The sequence below is a fragment of the Azospirillum brasilense genome, from assembly GCF_001315015.1.
Lineage (GTDB): Bacteria > Pseudomonadota > Alphaproteobacteria > Azospirillales > Azospirillaceae > Azospirillum > Azospirillum brasilense.
The window spans coordinates 1,578,606-1,598,603 of sequence record NZ_CP012914.1; the positions used below are offsets into that span (position 1 = coordinate 1,578,606).

22 protein-coding genes are annotated in these 19,998 nt (G+C 66.6%); 15 read left to right on the plus strand and 7 right to left on the minus strand.

From position 1 onward, the window contains the following. Positions 1-17 precede the first annotated feature (17 nt). The 3 genes from AMK58_RS07225 (at position 18) to AMK58_RS07235 (ending at position 2,550) form a co-directional block, all read left to right on the plus strand. Positions 18-341, plus strand: a complete 324-nt coding sequence (locus AMK58_RS07225) for a lipid-A-disaccharide synthase N-terminal domain-containing protein (protein WP_035673550.1) — start codon at positions 18-20, stop codon at positions 339-341. After that, positions 338-2,011: an ArnT family glycosyltransferase gene (locus AMK58_RS07230; protein ID WP_035673552.1), complete on the plus strand. Its 1,674-nt coding sequence runs from the start codon at positions 338-340 to the stop codon at positions 2,009-2,011. The genes AMK58_RS07225 and AMK58_RS07230 overlap by 4 nt, the downstream gene beginning before the upstream one ends. A gap of 143 nt (positions 2,012-2,154) precedes the next feature. Beyond that, complete coding sequence (locus tag AMK58_RS07235; protein ID WP_137165094.1) at positions 2,155-2,550, plus strand: hypothetical protein; 396 nt, start codon at positions 2,155-2,157, stop codon at positions 2,548-2,550. Here the strand turns inward: AMK58_RS07235 and AMK58_RS07240 are convergent. Beyond that, positions 2,522-3,490: an ROK family protein gene (locus AMK58_RS07240; RefSeq protein WP_059398774.1), complete on the minus strand. Its 969-nt coding sequence runs from the start codon at positions 3,488-3,490 to the stop codon at positions 2,522-2,524. The genes AMK58_RS07235 and AMK58_RS07240 overlap by 29 nt on opposite strands. 257 nt (positions 3,491-3,747) lie before the next feature. Here AMK58_RS07240 and AMK58_RS07245 point away from each other — a divergent pair, with 257 nt between their 5' ends. The 7 genes from AMK58_RS07245 (at position 3,748) to AMK58_RS07275 (ending at position 10,593) form a co-directional block, all read left to right on the plus strand. Continuing rightward, on the plus strand, positions 3,748-4,533 hold the full coding sequence (locus tag AMK58_RS07245; protein WP_035673554.1) for a hypothetical protein: 786 nt from the start codon (positions 3,748-3,750) through the stop codon (positions 4,531-4,533). A gap of 401 nt (positions 4,534-4,934) precedes the next feature. Next, positions 4,935-5,840, plus strand: a complete 906-nt coding sequence (locus AMK58_RS07250) for a branched-chain amino acid ABC transporter permease (RefSeq protein WP_014240349.1) — start codon at positions 4,935-4,937, stop codon at positions 5,838-5,840. A 4-nt stretch (positions 5,841-5,844) separates the two neighbouring features. Next, positions 5,845-7,362, plus strand: coding sequence for a high-affinity branched-chain amino acid ABC transporter permease LivM (gene livM / locus AMK58_RS07255; RefSeq protein ID WP_035673557.1), 1,518 nt, complete (start codon positions 5,845-5,847; stop codon positions 7,360-7,362). After that, positions 7,362-8,246, plus strand: coding sequence for an ABC transporter ATP-binding protein (locus tag AMK58_RS07260; RefSeq protein WP_059398775.1), 885 nt, complete (start codon positions 7,362-7,364; stop codon positions 8,244-8,246). The genes livM and AMK58_RS07260 overlap by 1 nt, the downstream gene beginning before the upstream one ends. Before the next feature lie 3 nt (positions 8,247-8,249). Next, the gene (locus AMK58_RS07265; protein ID WP_014240352.1) at positions 8,250-8,960 is read left to right on the plus strand and encodes an ABC transporter ATP-binding protein; all 711 of its coding nucleotides are present in this window, start codon (positions 8,250-8,252) and stop codon (positions 8,958-8,960) included. After that, the gene (locus AMK58_RS07270; RefSeq protein ID WP_035673562.1) at positions 8,960-9,319 is read left to right on the plus strand and encodes a DUF6867 family protein; all 360 of its coding nucleotides are present in this window, start codon (positions 8,960-8,962) and stop codon (positions 9,317-9,319) included. The genes AMK58_RS07265 and AMK58_RS07270 overlap by 1 nt, the downstream gene beginning before the upstream one ends. Before the next feature lie 173 nt (positions 9,320-9,492). After that, on the plus strand, positions 9,493-10,593 hold the full coding sequence (locus AMK58_RS07275; protein ID WP_035673565.1) for a branched-chain amino acid ABC transporter substrate-binding protein: 1,101 nt from the start codon (positions 9,493-9,495) through the stop codon (positions 10,591-10,593). Positions 10,594-10,707: 114 nt separating this feature from the next. On the opposite strand, the gene AMK58_RS07280 is transcribed toward AMK58_RS07275, so the two are convergent. Continuing rightward, on the minus strand, positions 10,708-10,959 hold the full coding sequence (locus AMK58_RS07280) for a hypothetical protein (RefSeq protein WP_035673567.1): 252 nt from the start codon (positions 10,957-10,959) through the stop codon (positions 10,708-10,710). A 196-nt stretch (positions 10,960-11,155) separates the two neighbouring features. Between AMK58_RS07280 and AMK58_RS07285 the strand changes: the two genes are divergently transcribed. The 3 genes from AMK58_RS07285 (at position 11,156) to AMK58_RS07295 (ending at position 13,757) form a co-directional block, all read left to right on the plus strand. Then, positions 11,156-11,371, plus strand: a complete 216-nt coding sequence (locus AMK58_RS07285; protein WP_035673571.1) for a hypothetical protein — start codon at positions 11,156-11,158, stop codon at positions 11,369-11,371. Positions 11,372-11,793: 422 nt separating this feature from the next. Next, a complete protein-coding gene (locus AMK58_RS07290; protein WP_035673573.1) occupies positions 11,794-12,834 on the plus strand; it encodes an OmpA family protein in 1,041 nt (346 codons plus the stop codon). 278 nt (positions 12,835-13,112) lie between these two features. After that, positions 13,113-13,757, plus strand: coding sequence for a response regulator transcription factor (locus AMK58_RS07295; protein ID WP_035673575.1), 645 nt, complete (start codon positions 13,113-13,115; stop codon positions 13,755-13,757). Here AMK58_RS07295 and AMK58_RS07300 read toward each other — a convergent pair. Then, positions 13,734-15,197 carry an ATP-binding protein gene (locus AMK58_RS07300; RefSeq protein ID WP_035673577.1) on the minus strand — a complete coding sequence of 488 codons (1,464 nt, stop codon included), beginning with the start codon at positions 15,195-15,197 and terminating at the stop codon, positions 13,734-13,736. The genes AMK58_RS07295 and AMK58_RS07300 overlap by 24 nt on opposite strands. A gap of 160 nt (positions 15,198-15,357) precedes the next feature. Between AMK58_RS07300 and AMK58_RS07305 the strand changes: the two genes are divergently transcribed. Continuing rightward, a complete protein-coding gene (locus tag AMK58_RS07305) occupies positions 15,358-15,645 on the plus strand; it encodes a 4Fe-4S dicluster domain-containing protein (protein ID WP_051140226.1) in 288 nt (95 codons plus the stop codon). Between the two features lie 98 nt (positions 15,646-15,743). Continuing rightward, the gene (locus tag AMK58_RS07310) at positions 15,744-16,184 is read left to right on the plus strand and encodes a DUF4383 domain-containing protein (protein ID WP_035673579.1); all 441 of its coding nucleotides are present in this window, start codon (positions 15,744-15,746) and stop codon (positions 16,182-16,184) included. A 19-nt stretch (positions 16,185-16,203) separates the two neighbouring features. Here the strand turns inward: AMK58_RS07310 and AMK58_RS07315 are convergent, their stop codons facing one another. From AMK58_RS07315 to AMK58_RS07330, 4 genes are all read right to left on the minus strand, one after another. Beyond that, positions 16,204-16,893: an RluA family pseudouridine synthase gene (locus AMK58_RS07315; RefSeq protein WP_035673581.1), complete on the minus strand. Its 690-nt coding sequence runs from the start codon at positions 16,891-16,893 to the stop codon at positions 16,204-16,206. Between the two features lie 42 nt (positions 16,894-16,935). Then, positions 16,936-17,646: an SDR family NAD(P)-dependent oxidoreductase gene (locus AMK58_RS07320; RefSeq protein ID WP_035673583.1), complete on the minus strand. Its 711-nt coding sequence runs from the start codon at positions 17,644-17,646 to the stop codon at positions 16,936-16,938. 90 nt (positions 17,647-17,736) lie between these two features. Then, the gene (purF, locus tag AMK58_RS07325) at positions 17,737-19,185 is read right to left on the minus strand and encodes an amidophosphoribosyltransferase (protein ID WP_035673654.1); all 1,449 of its coding nucleotides are present in this window, start codon (positions 19,183-19,185) and stop codon (positions 17,737-17,739) included. A gap of 99 nt (positions 19,186-19,284) precedes the next feature. Next, entirely contained in the window at positions 19,285-19,971 is a 687-nt protein-coding gene (locus tag AMK58_RS07330) for a CvpA family protein (RefSeq protein WP_035673585.1), read from the minus strand. Between the last annotated feature and the right edge of the window lie 27 nt (positions 19,972-19,998).

Here is a 19,998-nt window from a genome sequence, read left to right on the forward strand (position 1 = left end):
CGACCGGTCGCCGCCCGATGCTCGAACGCGCCATCGCCTGGTACCAGAGTCAAAGCACCGCCGACCTGATCTGGGTCGGCGTCGGCTTTTTTGCGCAGGCACTCTTCATGATGCGCTTTGTCGTGCAATGGATCGCCAGCGAGCGTGCCCGGCGCAGCATCGTGCCGGATCTCTTCTGGTATTTCTCCATCGGCGGCGGGATTCTTCTCTTGGCCTATTCGATCCAGCGGGGTGATCCGGTGTTTATGTTTGGGCAAGGGCTGGGCCTCATCATCTATTTCCGGAACCTCTATTTCGTCTTGAACAACCGCCGGAACGGCGGCGCGGCGGGCACGCCGTGAGCGCGGTGCCGAACGCGCCGGCCAGCCGCCTGCCGGTCCTGGCCTATCTGGCGCTGGCGGTGCTCAGCGTCCTGCTGTTCCTGCCGGGTTTCTTCGACCTGCCGCCCTTCGACCGCGACGAGGCGCGATTCGCCCAGGCGTCCCACCAGATGCTGGAAAGCGGTGACTATGTGGACATCCGTTTCCAGGACGAGGCGCGCCACAAGAAGCCGGTGGGCATCTATTGGTTGCAGACCGCGGCGACACGGCTGGTCGACGGGCCAAAGGACATCTGGACCTTCCGCATCCCCTCCCTGATCGGGGCGGTGCTGGCGGTGCTGGCGACGGCCTGGACCGGGGCGCGCATGTTCGGCGGGACGGTCGGCTTTCTCGCCGGGGTGATGATGGCGTCCTGCGTCGTGCTGGGCGTCGAGGCCCGCATGGCGAAGACCGACGCGGTGCTGCTCTCTACCATCGTGATCGGGCAGGCGGCTCTGGCCAGCCTTTACCTGAACCGCCACGCGGAGCGATCCGGCTGGGCGGCTCCGCTCGTCTTCTGGATCGCCGCGGGGATCGGCATCCTCATCAAGGGACCGATCGTCCTCCTGGTGTCCGGCACCACGGCCCTGGTGCTGGCGGTGTTGGACCGCCGGGCCGGCTGGCTGAAGCGGCTGCGCCCGCTGGTCGGCCTCGCCATCGTAGTCGCCATCGCCGCACCCTGGCTGATCGCCATAACCATCAAGACCAAGGGAGCCTTCTTCGCCGAGTCGGTCGGACATGACATGATGGGCAAGGTGGTCAGCGGCCAGGAGGCGAAGGGCCTGCCGCCCGGCTACTACCTGGGCACCTTCTGGGTAACCTTCGCGCCCTGGTCCTTCCTGGCACTTCTGGCCGTTCCCTGGGCGTGGCGCCACCGCAAGGGCACCGGGCCGGTGGGGGACGCCGTGCGCTTCTGCATCGCCTGGATCATCCCGAGCTGGCTGGTCTTCGAGGCGGTGCCGACCAAGCTGCTGCATTACACGCTGCCGGTCTTCCCGGCCATCGCCATCCTGACCGCCGCCGCGGCGCGCGAGCATTTCCTGCGCCGCGCCGAGACGCCGCGGTGGGGTCTGTTCTCGGTCGCCACCGTTTTCGGGGCCGTCGGCTTCGGCGCCCTGACGGTCGCGGTCGCGGTGATCCCCTATCTGGTGGACGGTCGCGTCGACCCGGTGGCCGTTTCTATGCTGCCGGTGGTTCTGGTGCTGTACGCACTGGCCGTACGCCTGTTCGCCCAGCGCCGGGAGACGCCGGGATTCGCGGCGGGTCTGGCGGCGGCGGCCGTGCTGTACGCGGGCACCTACGGTGCGGTCCTGCCGGGCATCGACGGCGTGTGGATCAGCCGGCAGGCCGCACGGACGGTCGCGGCGGCGCGGCCGTGCACCGACAGCGTGGTCGCCTCCGCCGGCTATTCGGAGCCGAGCCTCGTCTTCCTGCTGGGGACCGGCACGCGCCTGACCCACGGGACGGGTGCCGCTGCCCATCTGGTTGAAAACCCGTCCTGTGGGCTGGCCCTGGTGACCGACCGGGAGGAGGCGGAGTTCCGCGCCGCTCTGAAAGGGACGGAGCCGGTGCCACTCGGCCGTTTCACAGGCTTCAACTACAACACCGGCAAGAGGCTGACCTTGACGCTTTACGGCGCGGCACGACCCTGAACGAACCGGAATGGGGTGTCCTCCAGATAGAGGGTGCCGGATGGAGGCTGCGGGCTGAGTAACCCGCCTCCTCCCTGGACATGAGCGGCCGCATCCGGCGGAATCGGACTTCCACACGCAAAAGGATGGAAGGCCGCCGTGTCATGCTTCGAACGATGACTGTAGCGACCCTCGCGGTGCTGGCCTTTGCCGCACCCGCCGAAGCGCAAAGGCAGGAATACCCCTCCTGGGTCTATGAGGAGATGGTCCCGACCGGCCCCCACATGCGCCGCATGGAGGAAGCCCAGCCAATTCCCGGCCCGCGGCCGTCCCATTGGGGTGCCATGGGCAATGGCGAGCAGTTCCGCGCCGGCTCCCGTGGCTACGGCACCGATCCGGCCCGCGCCACCCCCTCCTACTCCCGAACCAATTCGCTGACGCCGCCGGTCCGCGACGGGCGCGGTGCGGCGACAGCGGTTCGGCGTGGCGGTGGCGGCGACAACGTGCCGGGCACCCCGCGCGAGGTGACCCTCAATCCGGAGTACAATTTCGAGCGATGACCGCGGCCTCCTCCGGCCGCCACAGCCAAGCCGCCCCGCGGACTCCGCTCGAATCGCCGTGGACGGCGCGGCGGACCGGCGTGTCCAGGCTGTCCGTGAAGGTCCAGCGGGCAATGACCGGGGGAAGGGCGGCGTAGAGGACGTCCAGGTTGGACAACCCGCCGCCCAGCACGATCACGTCCGGGTCCAGGACATTGATGATGCTCGCCAGCCCGCGCCCCAACCGGCCCACCAGCCGGTCGAGGGTGGCGCGGGCCTTGGCGTCGCCGCGCTCCGCCAGGGCTGCGATGGACTCCGCGGTCAGGTCCGTTCCGGTGGCCCGGCGGTGATCGGCGGCGACGGCGGGGCCGGACACGAAGGTTTCCAGGCAGCCGGATTTGCCGCAGTAGCAGGGCGGTCCGGGCCACTCCGCGTCGGTGGGCCAGGGCAGGGGGTTGTGCCCCCATTCGCCGCCGATGGCGTTGCGGCCACCCAGCGGACGGCCGTCCACAACGATTCCCGCTCCGCAGCCGGTGCCGAGGATCGCCGCGAAGACAACGCCGCAGCCGGCTCCAGCGCCATCCGCCGCCTCCGACACGGCCAGACAGTTGGCGTCGTTCTCGATCCGCACCCGCCGCTTTAGCGCCGCGGCCAGATCGCGGTCGAATGGCTTTCCGATCAGCCACGTCGAGTTGGCGTTCTTTACCAGCCCGGTCGCCGGGGAGATGGCGCCGGGAATGCCGATCCCGACGGTGGAGCCCGCGGCCCCCGTTGCGCTCTCCAGCCGCGCTACCAGATCGGCGATGGTCCGCACCGTCGCGTCGTAGTCGCCACGAGGCGTGGTGACGCGGAAGCGGGCACGCTCCTCGCCGGCCGCACCGAGCGCGATCCCCTCCGTCTTCGTGCCGCCGAGGTCGATGCCGATGCGGATGAGCGAAGGGGGAACCTCGGTGCGCTTCATGGAAAAATTGCCCTGATGTGTGGTCCGCATCACAGACGGACGCCGTGGCTGTTGCAATACTGGGAAAGACCGGCAACCCGCAAGCCAAGCAACCGTCCGACCTCTCCGGCGACTCTCGCGCCACAGGCTGGGACAAATGGTCTTTGCTCGGGCGATATGGGTTGACCGTCTGTCGGGATCTTGTAGAACCAGCGAAGGAGAGGGCGTGATCCGTCGGATTCCGCCCATCAATCAGGGCCACCGGAGCCGGACCAACGATGAATCGCCAGCGCGCCGCCCATCGCATTCCTTCCTTCACCTTGCGCAGCGTTGCCGCCGTCGGCCTCGCCGTGCTGTTCGCCGGCACCGCGCTGCCGGCTGTCGCCAAGGAGGCGGCGAAGCCGGCTGAAAAGGCGGCTGCGAAGGCCACCGCGAAGCCGGCCAAAAGCACCGCCGCCAAAAGCACCGCGTCCAAGCCGGGAGCCTGCTACAGCCGCGCGGAGCACGCCGCGGAGCAGACCATCCGCATGCACACCGAGATGATGGTGGTCGGGCTGACCTGCCAGCAGGTGAATCCGGACAAGAAGCCCTTCAACCTGTACCAGGACTTCACGGTCAAGAACCGCTCGCTGATCTCCAACTCGGAAGCGTCGATGATCGACCACTTCCGCAAGAAGGGCGGCGGCAACGCGACGCGGCAGTTCGACATGTTCCGCACCGAGCTGGCGAATGAGGTCAGCCGCCGCGCCGCGGTGATCGGCACCGGCCTCTATTGCGCCAACTTCGTTGACCGCTCCAAGGCGGCGATGGACCTGACGGCGGACGACATCCGCGTCCTGACCGGCGATGAAAAAAGCGCCGGCCTGATGCATTTGTCGTCAAAGCCGCTGTGCGATGTCCAGGTCGTCAGCAATCCGGACGTGAATTACGACGTGGCTCAGGCCCCCGCCTCGCGCAGCGGCGGTGCGGCCACCGCCTCCAAGTCCACCGGCAAGGCGACGGCCAAGGCCCCCGGAAAGCCCAAGGACCCGGCGAAGGCTCAGGTCGTCTCCGCCAAGCGCTGATCGGTCAGTATCGATGGTGATGCCGGAGGTCATAGGCGGACCGGCATCATGCATCGCAGCAGTGGCACAGTTGTTGCGAAGCCCTCTTCACCACAGTGAAGAGGGCTTTTTTCATGCGATGCATTCGCTATGGTAGAAGGCAAGCGCAAAGTTCACGGAACTGACATGAATCGATATTGCAAATTCTCGGAAAATTGGTATTACCGCAGATAGAGTGCGGGTTTGCCCTCTTGCTCTGTTGAGAGCCGCTGGGCTAACGTTCCGCTCACACAACAATCTTGGCCCCGCGCTCAAGAGCCCGGGTAAGCCAATTCGGGGAGTGGCACTTCACGTGACTGGTGTACGAGCGCGCTTGTCTCGCTCGCCGAAGCCTGCGCATCGCGCCGAGGCGAGGTAAGACAATGGAATACTTTCTTCAGCAGTTGATCAATGGCCTGTCGCTGGGCGCCATCTACGGCCTCATCGCGATCGGATACACGATGGTGTACGGCATCATCGGCATGATCAATTTCGCCCATGGCGAGATCTACATGATCGGCGCCTTCGTGGCCCTTATCACCTTCCTGGCCATCGGCAGCCTGGGCATCACCTGGGTGCCACTGGCCCTTCTCGTCATGCTGGTCGCATCGATGCTGTTCACCGCCGTCTACGGATGGACGGTGGAGCGCATCGCCTATCGTCCGTTGCGCAGCTCGCCGCGTCTGGCGCCGCTGATCTCGGCGATCGGCATGTCGATCTTCCTGCAGAACTACGTCCAGATCTTGCAGGGCGCCCGCAGCAAGCCGCTGCAGCCGATCCTGCCGGGCAACCTGACCCTGATGGATGGGGCCGTGTCGGTCAGCTACGTGCGTCTGGCGACGATCGTCATCACGATCGCACTGATGTACGGCTTCACCCAGCTCATCACCCGTACCTCGCTCGGCCGCGCCCAGCGCGCCTGCGAGCAGGACAAGAAGATGGCGGGCCTGTTGGGCGTCAATGTCGACCGCGTCATCTCGCTGACCTTCGTCATGGGCGCCGCCCTGGCCGCCGTGGCGGGCATGATGGTTCTGCTGATCTACGGCGTGATCGACTTCTACATCGGCTTCCTGGCCGGCGTTAAGGCCTTCACCGCGGCGGTGCTCGGCGGCATCGGCTCCCTGCCGGGCGCCATGCTGGGCGGCGTGGTCATCGGCCTGATCGAAGCCTTCTGGTCGGGCTACATGGGCAGCGAATGGAAAGACGTGGCGACCTTCACGATTCTTGTGCTCGTCCTGATCTTCCGTCCGACCGGCCTGCTGGGCCGTCCGGAAATCGAGAAGGTGTGAGGCCATGACCGCGATTTCCATGTCTTCGCCGCGGGCCATCGCCTGGCCCGCGATCCTGAAGGAGGCGGCGATGACCGCCTTCGTCGCCCTTCTCCTGACGATCCCGCTGGTCGGGCTCCGCACGGTGGACCGTCCCACCGGCCTCGGGCTGGAGACCCGCTGGAACGAGGTGGCCGCCGCCGTCGGTCTGGTCTTCCTCGGCCGTCTCGGCCTCTGCCTGATCCGCGAGGGCCACGCCGTCACCGTACTGGTGCTTGCCGCCGCCGCCACCGCGGCCGGCTTCTTCATCGCCATGCCGACGGAGGCCCTGCGGATCATCCTGATCGCCGGTGGCGCGGTCATCGCGATCCGCGCCATCCTGGCGATCCGCACCGGCCGCTCCAAGCTGTCGCAGGCGGAGCGCGACAAGCGGATGGACCACATCGCGGCGCAGGTGCAGCACGCCTCGCGCTGGCTCGGTCCGATCGCCGTCGTCGTGGCGCTGGCCTTCCCGTTCACGCCGCTGGCCGACCGCCAGCTGCTGGACATCGGCATCCTTCTGCTGACCTACATCATGCTGGGCTGGGGGCTGAACATCGTGGTCGGCCTCGCCGGCCTGCTCGACCTCGGCTATGTGGCCTTCTACGCGGTGGGCGCCTACTCCTACGCGCTGCTGGCCCATTATTTCGGCTTCAGCTTCTGGGTCTGCCTGCCGCTGGCCGGCTTCCTGGCGGCGATGTCGGGCGTTCTGCTGGGCTTCCCGGTCCTGCGTCTGCGCGGCGATTATTTCGCCATCGTGACGCTGGGCTTCGGCGAGATCATCCGCATCATCCTGATCAACTGGTACCAGTTCACCGGCGGCCCCAACGGCATCTCGGGCATTCCGCGCCCGAGCTTCTTCGGCATCGCCGACTTCACGCGGACCCCGGCGGAGGGCACGGCGGCCTTCCACGAGATGTTCGGCCTGGAGTTCAGCCCGCTGCACCGGATCATCTTCCTCTATTACCTGATCCTGGTGCTGGCCCTGGTGGTGAACCTGTTCACCATGCGCGTCCGCAAGCTGCCGCTGGGCCGCGCCTGGGAAGCGCTGCGCGAGGACGACATCGCCTGCGCCTCGCTGGGCATCAACCGCACGAACATGAAGCTGGCGGCCTTCGCCATCGCGGCGATGTTCGGCGGCTTCGCCGGGTCCTTCTTCGCCACCCGCCAGGGCTTCATCAGCCCGGAGAGCTTCACCTTCATCGAATCGGCGATCATCCTCGCCATCGTGGTGCTGGGCGGCATGGGCAGCCAGATCGGCGTCGTCGTGGCGTCCCTGCTGGTCATCGGCCTGCCGGAGGCCTTCCGTGAACTGGCCGACTACCGCATGCTGGCGTTCGGCATGGGCATGGTGTTGATCATGCTGTGGCGTCCGCGCGGCCTGCTGGCCCACCGCGACCCGACCATCCTCCTGCACGGCCGCCCCAAAGGCGGAGCCGGCGGCCCCGCCGCGGGCACCGCCGCCGCCGGTGGCCAGGGCATCGCCGGGGGGAGCGCGAAGTGATGACGACTCAATCCATGACCACCACGCCCCTGCTGACGGTCGAACACCTCACCATGCGCTTCGGCGGCCTGGTGGCGGTCAACGACGTCTCCTTTGCGGCCAACAACGGCGAGATCACCGCGATCATCGGCCCGAACGGCGCCGGCAAGACCACGCTGTTCAACTGCATCACCGGCTTCTACACCCCCACGGTGGGCCGGCTGACCCTGCGCCACGCCGACGGGAAGGAGTTCCTGCTGGAGCGGATGCCGGGCTACCGCATCTCGCAGAAGGCCAGCGTTGCCCGCACCTTCCAGAACATCCGCCTGTTCGGTGGCATGAGCGTCCTGGAAAACCTGATCGTCGCCCAGCACAACAAGCTGATCCGCGCCTCGGGCTTTTCCATCGCCGGCCTGCTCGGCCTGCCGTCCTACACCAGGACGGAGCGGGAGGCGGTCGATCTGGCCAAATACTGGCTGGACCGCGTCCGCCTGCTGGAGTTCGCGGACTGGGAGGCGGGCAATCTCCCCTACGGCGCCCAGCGCCGGCTGGAGATCGCCCGCGCCATGTGCACGGAGCCGGTTATGCTCTGCCTGGACGAACCGGCGGCGGGCCTCAACCCGCGCGAGTCGGGCGAGCTGGCCGACCTGCTTACCTACATCCGCGACGAGCACAAGATCGGCGTGCTGCTGATCGAGCATGACATGAGCGTGGTGATGACCATTTCCGACCATGTCGTGGTGCTGGATTACGGGCGGAAGATTTCCGACGGCGATCCGGCCTTCGTGAAGAACGACCCGGCGGTGATCCGCGCCTATCTGGGCGAGGAAGAGGACGAGGAACTGCCGCCGGAGATCAAGGCCGACCTGCCGGAGGTCGCCAAGCGAGCCGAGGAGGGGGCCTGAGCCATGCTGAAGGTATCGGGCGTCCACACCTTCTACGGCGCCATCGAGGCGCTGAAGGGGGTCGATATCGAGATCGGGGCCGGCGAGATCGTCTCGCTGATCGGCGCCAACGGCGCCGGCAAGTCCACGCTTCTCATGACCATCTGCGGCAGTCCGCGCGCCCGCATGGGCCGGATCACCTTCGAAGGGCAGGACATCACGCAGATGCCCACCTACGAGTTGGTCCGCCTGGGCATCGCCCAGTCGCCGGAAGGCCGCCGGATCTTCCCGCGCATGAGCGTGCTGGAGAACCTGCAGATGGGCTCCATCACCGCCAAGCCGGGCAGCTTTGCCAACGAGCTGGAGCGGGTCCTGACCCTGTTCCCACGTTTGAAGGAGCGCATCAGCCAGCGCGCCGGCACCATGTCGGGCGGCGAGCAGCAGATGCTGGCCATCGGCCGCGCGCTGATGAGCCAGCCGCGGCTGCTGCTTCTCGACGAGCCGTCGCTGGGCCTCGCCCCGCTTGTGGTGAAGCAGATCTTCCAAGCGGTGAAGGACATCAACCGCGAACAGAAGATGACCGTGTTCATGGTCGAGCAGAACGCCTTCCACGCGCTGAAGCTCGCCCACCGCGGCTATGTGATGGTCAACGGCAAGGTCACCATGTCGGGGACCGGCGCGGAACTGCTGGCGAACGAGGAAGTGCGTTCGGCCTATCTGGAGGGAGGTCACTGATGGACGGCGTTCTCGGGTCCTCTCTGCCGGTGTTCCTGGGCCTGACGGTCCTGGTGTTCGGGGGTTGCGGCGTTTTGACCGGCCAGACCCTGGCCGAAGGCTGGAAGCCGTTGTCGAGCGCCATCGCCTACTCGATCCTGCTGGGGCTGGGCGACCGGTTCCTGGTCTGGGGCCTGTTCGGCGGCCAGCTCCTGTCGGTGTATGGATTCGTGGTGCACACCCTGGTGATCGGCGCGATCACCCTGACCACGTACCGCATTTCGATGGCGCGCCGGATGGTGTCCCAGTATCCTTGGCTGTACGAGCGTTCGGGACCCTTCGGCTGGCGCGAGCGCGTCGGCGGAACGCTCGCCCAGTGATTGCGAATTCCATGAGTCCGATCGGGACCAGGACGCGGGTGAAACTGTCGCACTTGGCGATGATCGGACTATAGTGGAACCTTGTCGGCACCGGCTCCCCCAGCCCTTGGGGGACCGGTGAAAAGGCCCCCGCGGGGCCGGCGTACGACTCATAACAGGGAGCCAACGAAACTATGAACTACAAGCTTTCCCTCCTCGTTGCGGTTGCGGCGACCGCTATGACCGCCTCGGTGGCGAAGGCCGACATCGCGGTGGCGACCGCCGGCCCGATCACCGGCCAGTACGCCACCTTCGGCGAGCAGATGAAGAAGGGCATGGAGCAGGCGGTCGCCGACATCAACGCCGCCGGCGGTGTCCTGGGCCAGAAGCTGAAGCTGGAAGTGGGCGACGACGCCTGCGACCCGAAGCAGGCCGTCGCCGTGGCGAACCAGCTCGCCAAGGCGGGCGTCAAGTTCGTGGCCGGCCACTTCTGCTCGGGCTCCTCGATCCCGGCCTCGCAGGTCTATGCCGAGGAAGGCGTCCTGCAGATCTCCCCGGCCTCGACCAACCCGAAGCTGACCGAGCAGGGCCTGAAGAACGTGCTGCGCGTCTGCGGCCGTGACGACCAGCAGGGCCAGATCGCCGGCAAGTATCTGCTGGACAACTACAAGGGCAAGAACGTCGCGATCCTGCACGACAAGTCGGCCTACGGTAAGGGTCTCGCCGACGAGACGCAGAAGGCGCTGAACGCCGGCGGCCAGAAGGAGAAGATCTACGAAGCCTATACGGCGGGTGAGAAGGACTATTCGGCGCTGGTGTCCAAGCTGAAGCAGGAAGCCGTCGACGTCGTCTACGTCGGCGGTTACCACACCGAGGCCGGCCTGCTGGCCCGCCAGATGAAGGATCAGGGCCTGAACGCCCCGATCGTGTCGGGCGACGCGCTGGTGACCAACGAGTACTGGGCCATCACCGGTCCGGCCGGCGAGAACACCATGATGACCTTCGGCCCGGATCCGCGCGAGATGCCGGAAGCCAAGGACGCCGTGGAGAAGTTCCGCAAGGCCGGCTATGAGCCGGAGGGTTACACCCTCTACACTTACGCCGCGCTGCAGATCTGGGCCGAGGCGGCCAAGCAGGCCAACTCGACCGACTCGGCCAAGATCGCCGACGTTCTGCGCAAGAACAGCTACAACACGGTGATCGGCAAGATCGGCTTCGACGCCAAGGGCGACGTGACCTCGCCGGCCTATGTCTGGTACCGCTGGAACAACGGCCAGTACGCCCAGGTCAAGTAAGCCGGGGCCAACGTCCCGGACGTACGATCTGGTTTCCGCAGGGAAATGAAGTCGTGCAAAGGCCCGGCGGGAAACCGCCGGGCCTTTTGCGTGGCGTGGTGCCTGCGGTGTAGTTCAGAGGGTGGCCGGCTGCGCCGTCATCGAAGGAGCCATTGGAGGGGACGTCGGAGGAGGGGCCAAAGCCGGAGAGCGCTCCGCCAGAAGCCTCTCCGAGGTGTTCATCACGTCGCGCCAGAAGGCGGCGGCGCGCAGATTGTTCGCAGCCGTGAGTTCGACGAGGCGGACGCGGCTGATGCGGATGGCGGACTCGCCCAGTTCTTCCACGAGGCGGGTCGCGAACAGGAGCACGTCGTGATCGATTTTCATGACGGTATCAACACGCCGGATCGGCAGTTTGTTCCGCAGGTGCGAAGGGGGTTGTTGCAGCACCGCTACATCACGTCTTCGGTATGCGTGGCGCGCACAACGGACACTCGCCAACCGGGGGCGGTTTGGTGTTTGAATGGTCCGCCGTATCCGCAAGGTTGGCGGGTTTGACGTTTTTGGGTTTTGGAGATCGGATATGCGCAGAAAGCGCGAAGTCGTCGAAGGCCAGATGTTCCGCAAACTGGGCCCCGGCGGTGGCATCTGGCAGGTGATCGCCATCCGCAAGGATGGGCTGGGCACCCAGCACGCCCAACTTCAGCGGTCCGACGACCACAAGACCCTGAAAACGCTGGCGGTTTCCGCCCTTCTTGACCCCACCCAGTTCGAAACGGTCGCCGAACCGCAGGATTGAACGGGACGCCGGCGCCGGGTCCGTCGGCTTCTTATCAGTGATCGCGTGGGTGTGCTGTCCCTGCCGAAGGCGGGGTGCTTTCGTGCGTCTGGATTGTTTGTGATAGCCGCAAACATACCCCAAAGGTTATGCACCCCATCCAATGGGATTAGGAAGAATTCGGCGAGTGATTGCTTTGTTCTCGAAGGAATATGAAGAGTGCGACGAACGTTCGGGTAATGCAGAAATGCAACATCTCTGTGCATCTTGTCGCAGAGGACTTGTGACGGTGGGTGGTTGCTGATATCTCGAAGTCATGACGTTTCAACCGCCGACGGAATGCGGCGGGCTTGCCCGATGAAGGCCGGAGTCATCAGACACCCGCCTTTCGAACGGTTCGCTTCGACAGCCCCGGCAACGCCGTGCACAAAGGAAAGAAGAAAATGACTCTGCGTGGGATTCTGCTCGGAACGGCGCTCGCGGCGATGCTGCCGACCGCCGCCATGGCCGCGACCGAGGGCTTCTACGTCGGCGCGGGCGCCGGCGTGAACTGGACGCGCGACGCCGATCTGCGCTTCGAGAACACCCCGACGGATGCCAGCACCAGCTTCAAGCTGGGTGGCATCGGCGACATCTCCGCCGGCTACGCGACCGCCGCCGGCCCGCGCGCCGAGCTGGAGTTCGCTTGGCGCTGGCGCAACGCGATCGACAGCACCGACAGCTCCAACGCTGCGGTGAACGGTCTGGGCGGCAAGGCCAGCTCGCTCGCTTTCATGGGCAACGTCCTGTACGACATCAACACGGGCACCGCCTTCACGCCCTACATCGGCGTCGGTGCCGGTATCGCCCAGGTCCGTCTGGATCTCGGCGGCTTCGATGACCGCGACTGGGTGTTCGCCTACCAGGGCATTGCCGGCGTGTCCTACGCCCTGTCCCAGAACCTGGCTTTGACTCTGGACTACCGCTACTTCGCGACGCTCGATCCGAAGTTCGATCTGGGCGGCCCCGCCGGCCTCGCCACCTCCACGGTCAAGGGCGAGTACCAGAACCACACCATCATGGCCGGTCTGCGCTACACCTTCGGCGCTCCGGCGGCGGCTCCCGCGGCGGCCCCCGTCGCTCCGGCGGCGCCGGTCCAGGCGCAGCCGCAGTCGGAGTACCTGGTGTTCTTCGACTGGGATAAGGCCAACATCACGGCAGCGTCCGACAAGATCATCGGCGATGCCGCCGCTTCCGCCGGTCAGGTGCGAGCGGTCAGCATCCATGTGGTCGGCCACACCGACACCTCGGGCTCGCCGGCCTACAACCAGCGGCTCTCGCTGCGCCGGGCCGACGCGGTGAAGAACGCGCTGGTCGGCAAGGGCGTCGCTGCCAACCAGATCACGGTCGAGGGCAAGGGCGAGACTCAGCTCCTGGTGAACACCGGTGCGAATGTCCGCGAGCCGTCGAACCGTCGCGCGCAGATCCTGATCCGCGTGCAGTAATCCCGCAGACCGCCGATCCGCCCCGTTCGGGGCCGGTCGGCGGACTCAGGACCGAGAGAAGGGCGTCGCCTCCGCGGCGCCTTTTTCGCATATGCGGCAGAAGCACGCGCGGCATTGCGGAATCATGCATCAATTGTGGCATGAAACCTCCTGTCGGCGTATGAGGTTCATACCGGAAGCCGCACTTTGGTTTGAGACGACCGAGTCCGGTCCGGTCCCAGCGGACCCTGTCCCATTGGGTCGTCTCCACCAGTCGCCTCCGCCGAAGCAGGGTTGTCATGCAGGTTTTGATCGCCGACGATCACTCCATCGTTCGCAGTGGCCTGACCCATCTGGTCGGGGAGTTGGATGAACAGGCCGGCGTGACGGCGGCGACCAGCTTCGGCCAGCTGACGCAGCTGCTGGACCAGGGACCTTACGACCTCGTCATCATGGACCTGCGCATGCCGGGCCTCGGTGGGCTGGACGAGGTCGAGGCGGTGGTGAAGCGGGTGGCACCGGTGCCGGTTGTCGTCTTCTCCATGATCGACTCGCCGGACGAGATGCGCGCCGTGCTGTCGCGCGGGGTCCGGGCCTTCATTCCGAAATCCACCGACGACGTGCTGGTCGTGAACATCCTGCGTCTGGTCATGGCCGGCGGTTCCTATGTGCCGCCGGTGCTCGGCATGCCGGGAATCGCCCAGGCACCGGCCGCGGCGAAGGCGCATGAGCCAAGCGTCTTCGATGGGATGACCCGCCGCCAACTGGAGGTCCTGGACCTGTTGGCCCAGGGCTTGTCGAACCAGGAGATCGGGGAGCGGCTTGGCCTGAACCTGTCCACCGTCAAGACCCACGTTACGGGCGTGCTGAAGGCACTCGGGGTGGGCAGTCGCACCCAGGCGGTGCTGCTGGTCAAGGAATCAGGCCGCGACCGTCTCGTGTAGGCTGCGGACCAAGGGAACTCCCACGGCGAACACCGTTCCGCGCCCTTCGACGGAGCGAAGCTCCAGCGGGTGCCCGAGCAGCCGGGCCAACCGATCGACGATGGCCAATCCCAGCCCGATTCCCTCGCTGCGGTCGCGGTCTGGCCGGTCGAGCTGGACGAATTCCTCGAAAATGCGTCGGCGGTCGGTCTCGGCGATGCCGCGTCCGGTGTCGTAGACCTCGATCCACACGGTGTCGCCGCGGCGACGGCAGCCCATCAGCACGCCGCCCTGTTCGGTGTAGCGCACCGCGTTGGTCAGAAGGTTGCGGAGGATGCGCTCCAGCAGAAACGGGTCCGTGCGCACGGAGAGGTCTGTCGGAACGACGCGCAGCCGGAGTCCCTTGTCCTCGGCGATCCCGGTGAACTCCGCTTCCAACTGGTCGAACAGCGCGGATAGCATGATGTCGGCGGGCTTCGGCTCGACCACGCCGGATTCCAGCTTCGAGATGTCCAGAATGGCGTTCAGCAGGTCGTGCATCGACCGCTGGGCCAGCCGCAAATCCTTCACCAGCGCCAGCGCGCGGGGCTTGTCGAGCTGCCGTTCCAGCATGCCGGTGAACATGTTGATGGCCTGAAGGGGCTGCTTCAGGTCGTGGCCAGCGTGGGCAAGGAAGCGCGACTTCGCCAGATGGGCCTGTTCCGCCGCCACCTTCGCCGTGTGCAGTTCGGCGGTTCGGGCGCGCACCTGGGCTTCCAGCGTGACGTTGGTCTGCTCCAGCGCCTGGGTCATGCGGGTGATGTCCGCGAACTGGCGCTGCACCTGCCGGACCATCGGTCGGAAGATCACCAGAACCTCGGCGCACAAGGTCAGCAGCGTGAGGATCAGGGCGGCGAAGCCGAGATTGTGCAGGGTGGTAAAGCCGCGCTCGCCCGCCTCCTGGTAGCGCGCCACCATGTCCTCCAGTCCCGCCAGCAACGGGCCGAGCGCCTGATGGGTCACGAGGTCGGCCTCTGGCATGTCGGGTGGCAGGCCAGCGGGACCGGCGGCGATCACCGCACGGAGCGCGGCGATGTGGCGAAGCACCAGATCGTTCAGCGGCTCCGGCCCGTCGAAGTAGAGTCGCCGCACGTCCTTGCCCATCGCCGGCCCCTCGTCGGCGCCGGTCAGGCGACGGTGGGCATTCTCGAACATATCGGTCGCTTCGGCCAGGCGGGTGGTCAAGGCGCGCCGCTCAGCGTCGGTCGGGGCGTTGCGGAGCTGCTCCGCCAGCAGGGCGGTGCGCTGGGACAGCATGCGCTGACGACCCGAGATGTTGACGACTTCCAGCATGTCGGCATGCTGATCGATGACCCGCTCGGTCATGATGAAGCCGGCCAGCGTGCACAGCGCAATCACCCCGAGCGCCAGCCCGTAGCGAAGCGTCATCCAGCGCGCCGTGGTGTTGCCGATGGGGACCATGCCGTCCGTCCTCCCGGTGCTGTGCGGACCTTGACGACGATCAAGGTCGGGTGGTGCACGAAGCATCAATGTACCGCCATCGCCGATGCTCGGCATTCGCGAATGCGGCAAACGAATGCAGCAAACTCTGGGAAACGGATAAGGAAGGGGGGCGGCCATCATGGCGATCAGTCGCGCGGATCTGTTCCGGGGACGTCTGCGGTCCGAGCCCGTTCCGTCCGAGGCACCCCAGGCCATGGTGGCGCGCATCGGCGCGGCGTGCCTGTCCTACACCGGGACCGACTGCCGGATGTGCGGCGACCATTGCGACCACGCTGCAATCCGCTTCCGTCCGTTGGGGCGTGGGCGATGGCTGCCGATTATTGAGGAAGGTGGTTGCACGGGTTGCGGCGACTGCGCGGTCGTGTGCCCGGTCAAGGCCGTGACCATGGAGGTGGTGGCCGCCTGAACTCGCTGGCCGGGATTGCGGGCCAAATCTGGGAACGCTGCTTCTAAACCCTCTGTTGGTAAGGCGGTTTCATCCCCTGTCTGCCAACGGAGAGACACATGTGGTGGCGCAACGTAACGCTGGTCTACGCCGCGGCCTTTACGGCCATCGGTATACTGGGCTTCATTCCGACCTTCCTGTCCCCGCCCCCGGAAGGCATGACCCTCGCCGTCGAGTCCTTTCACGGCTATCTGCTCGGGCTGTTCCCGGTGAACCTGCTGCACAACATCGTACATCTCCTGTTCGGCCTGTGGGGCTTCTTCGCCTACTTCTCCAGCCGTCTGGCCTCGCGCAGCTACCTGCGCAGCGTGGCGGTGGCCTACGCCGTCCTGACCGTCCTCGGTTTCATTCCGGGTCTGAACACCCTGTTCGGGCTGGTGCCGCTGCACGGCAACGACATCTGGCTGCACGCCGTCCTCGCCATCGTGGCCGGCTATGTCGGATTCATGGTGCACGAAACGGAAGTTGGCACGGAGAAGCGCGCCGAGTGGCGGGCGTAACGGCCCGGCGTCCCGGCCGTCAGGCCGGGTCGTCTCCTTCAAAACCGCAGGCGGCGAGCGCCGCGCCCATGTGAGGCGGAACCGGCGCCACCGCGCCGACCGCTTCGCGGGAGGGGTAAAGAGGCAGTGAAATGGCCCGCGATTGCAAATGCAGCGGATGCCCCTCCGGACCGCCATACTGCGGATCGCCCAGCAGCGGGCAGCCCAGCGCCGTGGCGCAATGCACGCGAATCTGGTGCGTGCGCCCGGTGTGCGGCTTCAGCTCCAGCCACGTCGTGCCGTCGCCGCGGCCGAGGACTCGGTAGTCGGTGACGGCGCTCTGCCCGTCGTCGGCCACGACGATGCGCCAGCCGCCGCTCTTGTTGGTCACCTTTTTCAACGGCAGTTCGATCCGCCCCTGTTCTTCGGGCGGACTGCCGGCGACGACCGCCCAATAGGTCTTGTCGACCTTACCGTCCTGGAACAGCTTGCCCAGCTTGCGCAGGGCCTTCGGATGCCTCCCCAGGATCAGGCAGCCCGAGGTGTCGCGGTCCAGTCGGTGGGCCAAGCCCGGCGGCTTTGGAAAGCCGAAGCGCAGGGCGTCGAAGTGGCGTTCCAGGTTCGGACCGCCGCCTGGCCCGGCATGGACGGGCAGGCCGGCGGGCTTGTCGATGATGAGCATGAGCCCATCGCGGTAGAGAACGCGGGCCTGGATTTGTTCGGGTGTCATGCCGGGGTCAGCCTCAGGCGCGTGAAGAGAGAGATCCGCAAGTCATCCCTGCGCCGACACCACCTCGCCATGGCGAGTGCAGGATGCTTCCGCCAGCGCCACGAAGGCCTCGGTCACGTCGTCCGGCTGGGCCAGCTTGGTCTGGTCCTCGCCGGGGAATGCCTGCATGCGCAGCTTGGTTGCCACGATGCCGGGATCGATCAGATTGACGCGCAGGTTCGACGAGGCGATTTCCATCGCGTAGGTCTTCACCATCATCTCCAGCGCCGCCTTGCTGGCCCCGTACGGGCTCCAGTAGGGGTAGGGCGCGTTCGCGGCGCCCGACGTCACGAAGATGGCGCGCCCCGCGTCGGACGCGCGCAACAGGCGGTCGAAGGAGCGGATCAGGCGGAAGTTGGCCGTGACGTTCACGTCCATCACGCGCTGCCACAGCTTTGGATCGTAATGGGCGACCGGCCCCAGCGCTTCCAGCACGCCAGCGTTGCTGACCAGGATGTCGAGCTTCCCGAACCGCTCGAAGATCGAATAGCCGAGCTGGTCGATCTTGTCGAACTGCCGCAGGTCCAGCGGGACCAGCGTGGCGTTCCGGCCCGTGGCCTGGAAGATCGCGTCATCGGTCTCCTCAAGGCCGCCGACAGTGCGGGCGGCGAGGATGACGTGGGCGCCTTCGGCGGCGAAGCGCTTGGCGACGGCGGCGCCGATGCCGCGCGAGGCGCCGGTGATGAGGGCGGTGCGGCCGGAAAGACGGGACATGGCGGCGACTCGACGATGTTCGGTAGCGGGATTGGCAAACGGGCCGGTCCGCTGGGTTGCGGCCGGCCCGTCGCGGCGGTGGTCAGGCGGTCAGGCGCGGATGCGGACGTTCGCCTCGACCGGCGGGTGGTCCAGCGCATCGGTCAACGCGATGGGATAGTCGCCGGTGAAACAGGCGTCGCAGAAGGTCAGCTTCTGCGGGTCGCGGCGCTCCGCACCCATGGCTCGGTAGAGACCGTCCAGCGAGATGAAGGCGAGGCTGTCGGCCTGGATGAAGTCGCGCATCTCCTCCACCGACATGCGGTGGGCGAGCAGCTTGCTCTGCTCCGGCGTGTCGATGCCGTAGAAGCAGGGGTGCGAGGTCGGCGGGCTGGAGATGCGCATGTGCACCTCCTTCGCCCCGGCGGCGCGCACCATCTCGACGATCTTCTTGGAGGTCGTGCCGCGCACGATGCTGTCATCCACCAGCACCACCCGCTTGCCCTCGATCATGGCGCGGTTGGCGTTGTGCTTCAGCTTCACGCCCAGATGACGGATCTGGTCGGTCGGTTCGATGAAGGTGCGGCCGACATAATGGTTGCGGATGATGCCCAGCTCGAACGGCACGCCGCTCTGCGTGGCGTAGCCGAGGGCCGCAGGCACGCCGCTGTCGGGAACCGGCACCACCACGTCGGCCTCGATCCCCGATTCGCGGGCCAGCTCGGCGCCGATCCGCTGGCGGGCGTTGTAAACGGAGGACCCCTCCATCACGCTGTCGGGCCGGGCGAAGTAGATGTATTCGAAGATGCAGAAGCGGCGGCCCTGCGGCTGGAAGGGGCGCAGGCTCTGCACGCCCTGGTCGTTCAGCACGACCATCTCGCCCGGCTCGACGTCGCGCACATACTCGGCGCCGACGATGTCCAGGGCGCAGGTCTCGCTGGTCACGATGTAGGTGTCGCCCAGCTTGCCCAGGACCAGCGGGCGGACGCCCAGCGGGTCACGCACGCCGATCACCTCGTTCGGGGTCAGCGCCACCAGGGAGAAGGCGCCTTCGACCTGCCGCACCGCCTCGATCAGCCGGTCGACCGGCGAGCCGCCGCGGGCGATGGCCATCAGGTGGACGATGGTCTCGGTGTCGGTGGTGGACTGGAACAGGCAGCCGCGGCGGACAAGCTGACGGCGCAGCGTGTGCGCGTTGGTCAGGTTGCCGTTGTGGGCCAGCGCGAAGCCGCCGAACTCGAAATCAGCATAGAGCGGCTGGACGTTGCGGATCGTCGTATCGCCCGTGGTGGCGTAGCGGACGTGGCCGATGGCCTGCGGGCCCTTCAGCTTGCCGATGATCGCTTCCGACGAGAAGTGATCGCCGACGAGGCCGAGCGTATGCTCCAGATGGAAGCGGTCGCCATCGTGGCTGACGATGCCGCAGGCTTCCTGGCCGCGATGCTGCAGCGCATGCAGGCCGAGCGCGGTGATGGCCCCCGCCTGCGGATGGCTGTGGATGCCGAACACGCCGCACTCCTCGCGCAGCTTGTCGTCGTCGAACGGATGCGTCGTCAGCATCGAAAGATCCTCGTCATACACAGCATCACCAAAGGGCATTGCCCCGGCGGCTCCTTGCCAGCGGGGCGTTACTCACAGGCACTCTGCACCATGCGGCGTTCAGCGTGCGTTCTGGATCAGTCGCTCAAGGTCGCCGCGGTCCCGGTCCTTATAGCCGGTATCGGATTGCGACGCACCACCGGTCTTCGGCGCGCCGGGAACCGGCGTGGACAGGCGGTCCAGGGCCTCCTTGGCCTCCACCGCCTGCCGCGCGCGCTCCCGCGCCATGTCCATCTGGCCCAGCCCGTCCTTGCGCAGCGAGTCCGGCATCACCTCGTAGATCATGGCGGCGCCGGACACCAGCATCGGCCGGGTCTTGGCGTTCTGCAGCCACGCCGGATGTTCCGCCGGGTTCGGCACCAGCCAGGCGAAGAAGAGATAGGCGACGGAGGCGAGGATTGCACCCTTCAGCAGGCCGAACACGAAGCCCAGCGAGCGGTCGAGCGCCGAAAGGCCGGAATTCTGCACCCCGCGCGACACGACGCGGCCCAGTATTGTCAAAACCACAAGGCTGACGACGAACAGCGCCACCGCCGACGCGGCGTAGGCGGCCATCTCGACGTGGATGTAGGTCTGCGCGATGGGCAGCACGTGGGGCAGGGCGTTCAGCGTGATCAGCGCCGCGCCCACCCAGGCCGCGACCGACAGCACCTCGGCCACCATGCCGCGGGTGAAGGCCAGCAGGGCCGCCAGCAGAAGCACCACGATGACGGCCAGATCCGCCGGGTTGATCGGGAAGGTGTCCATAACGCCGCTACGCCTCGTGCGCTTTCG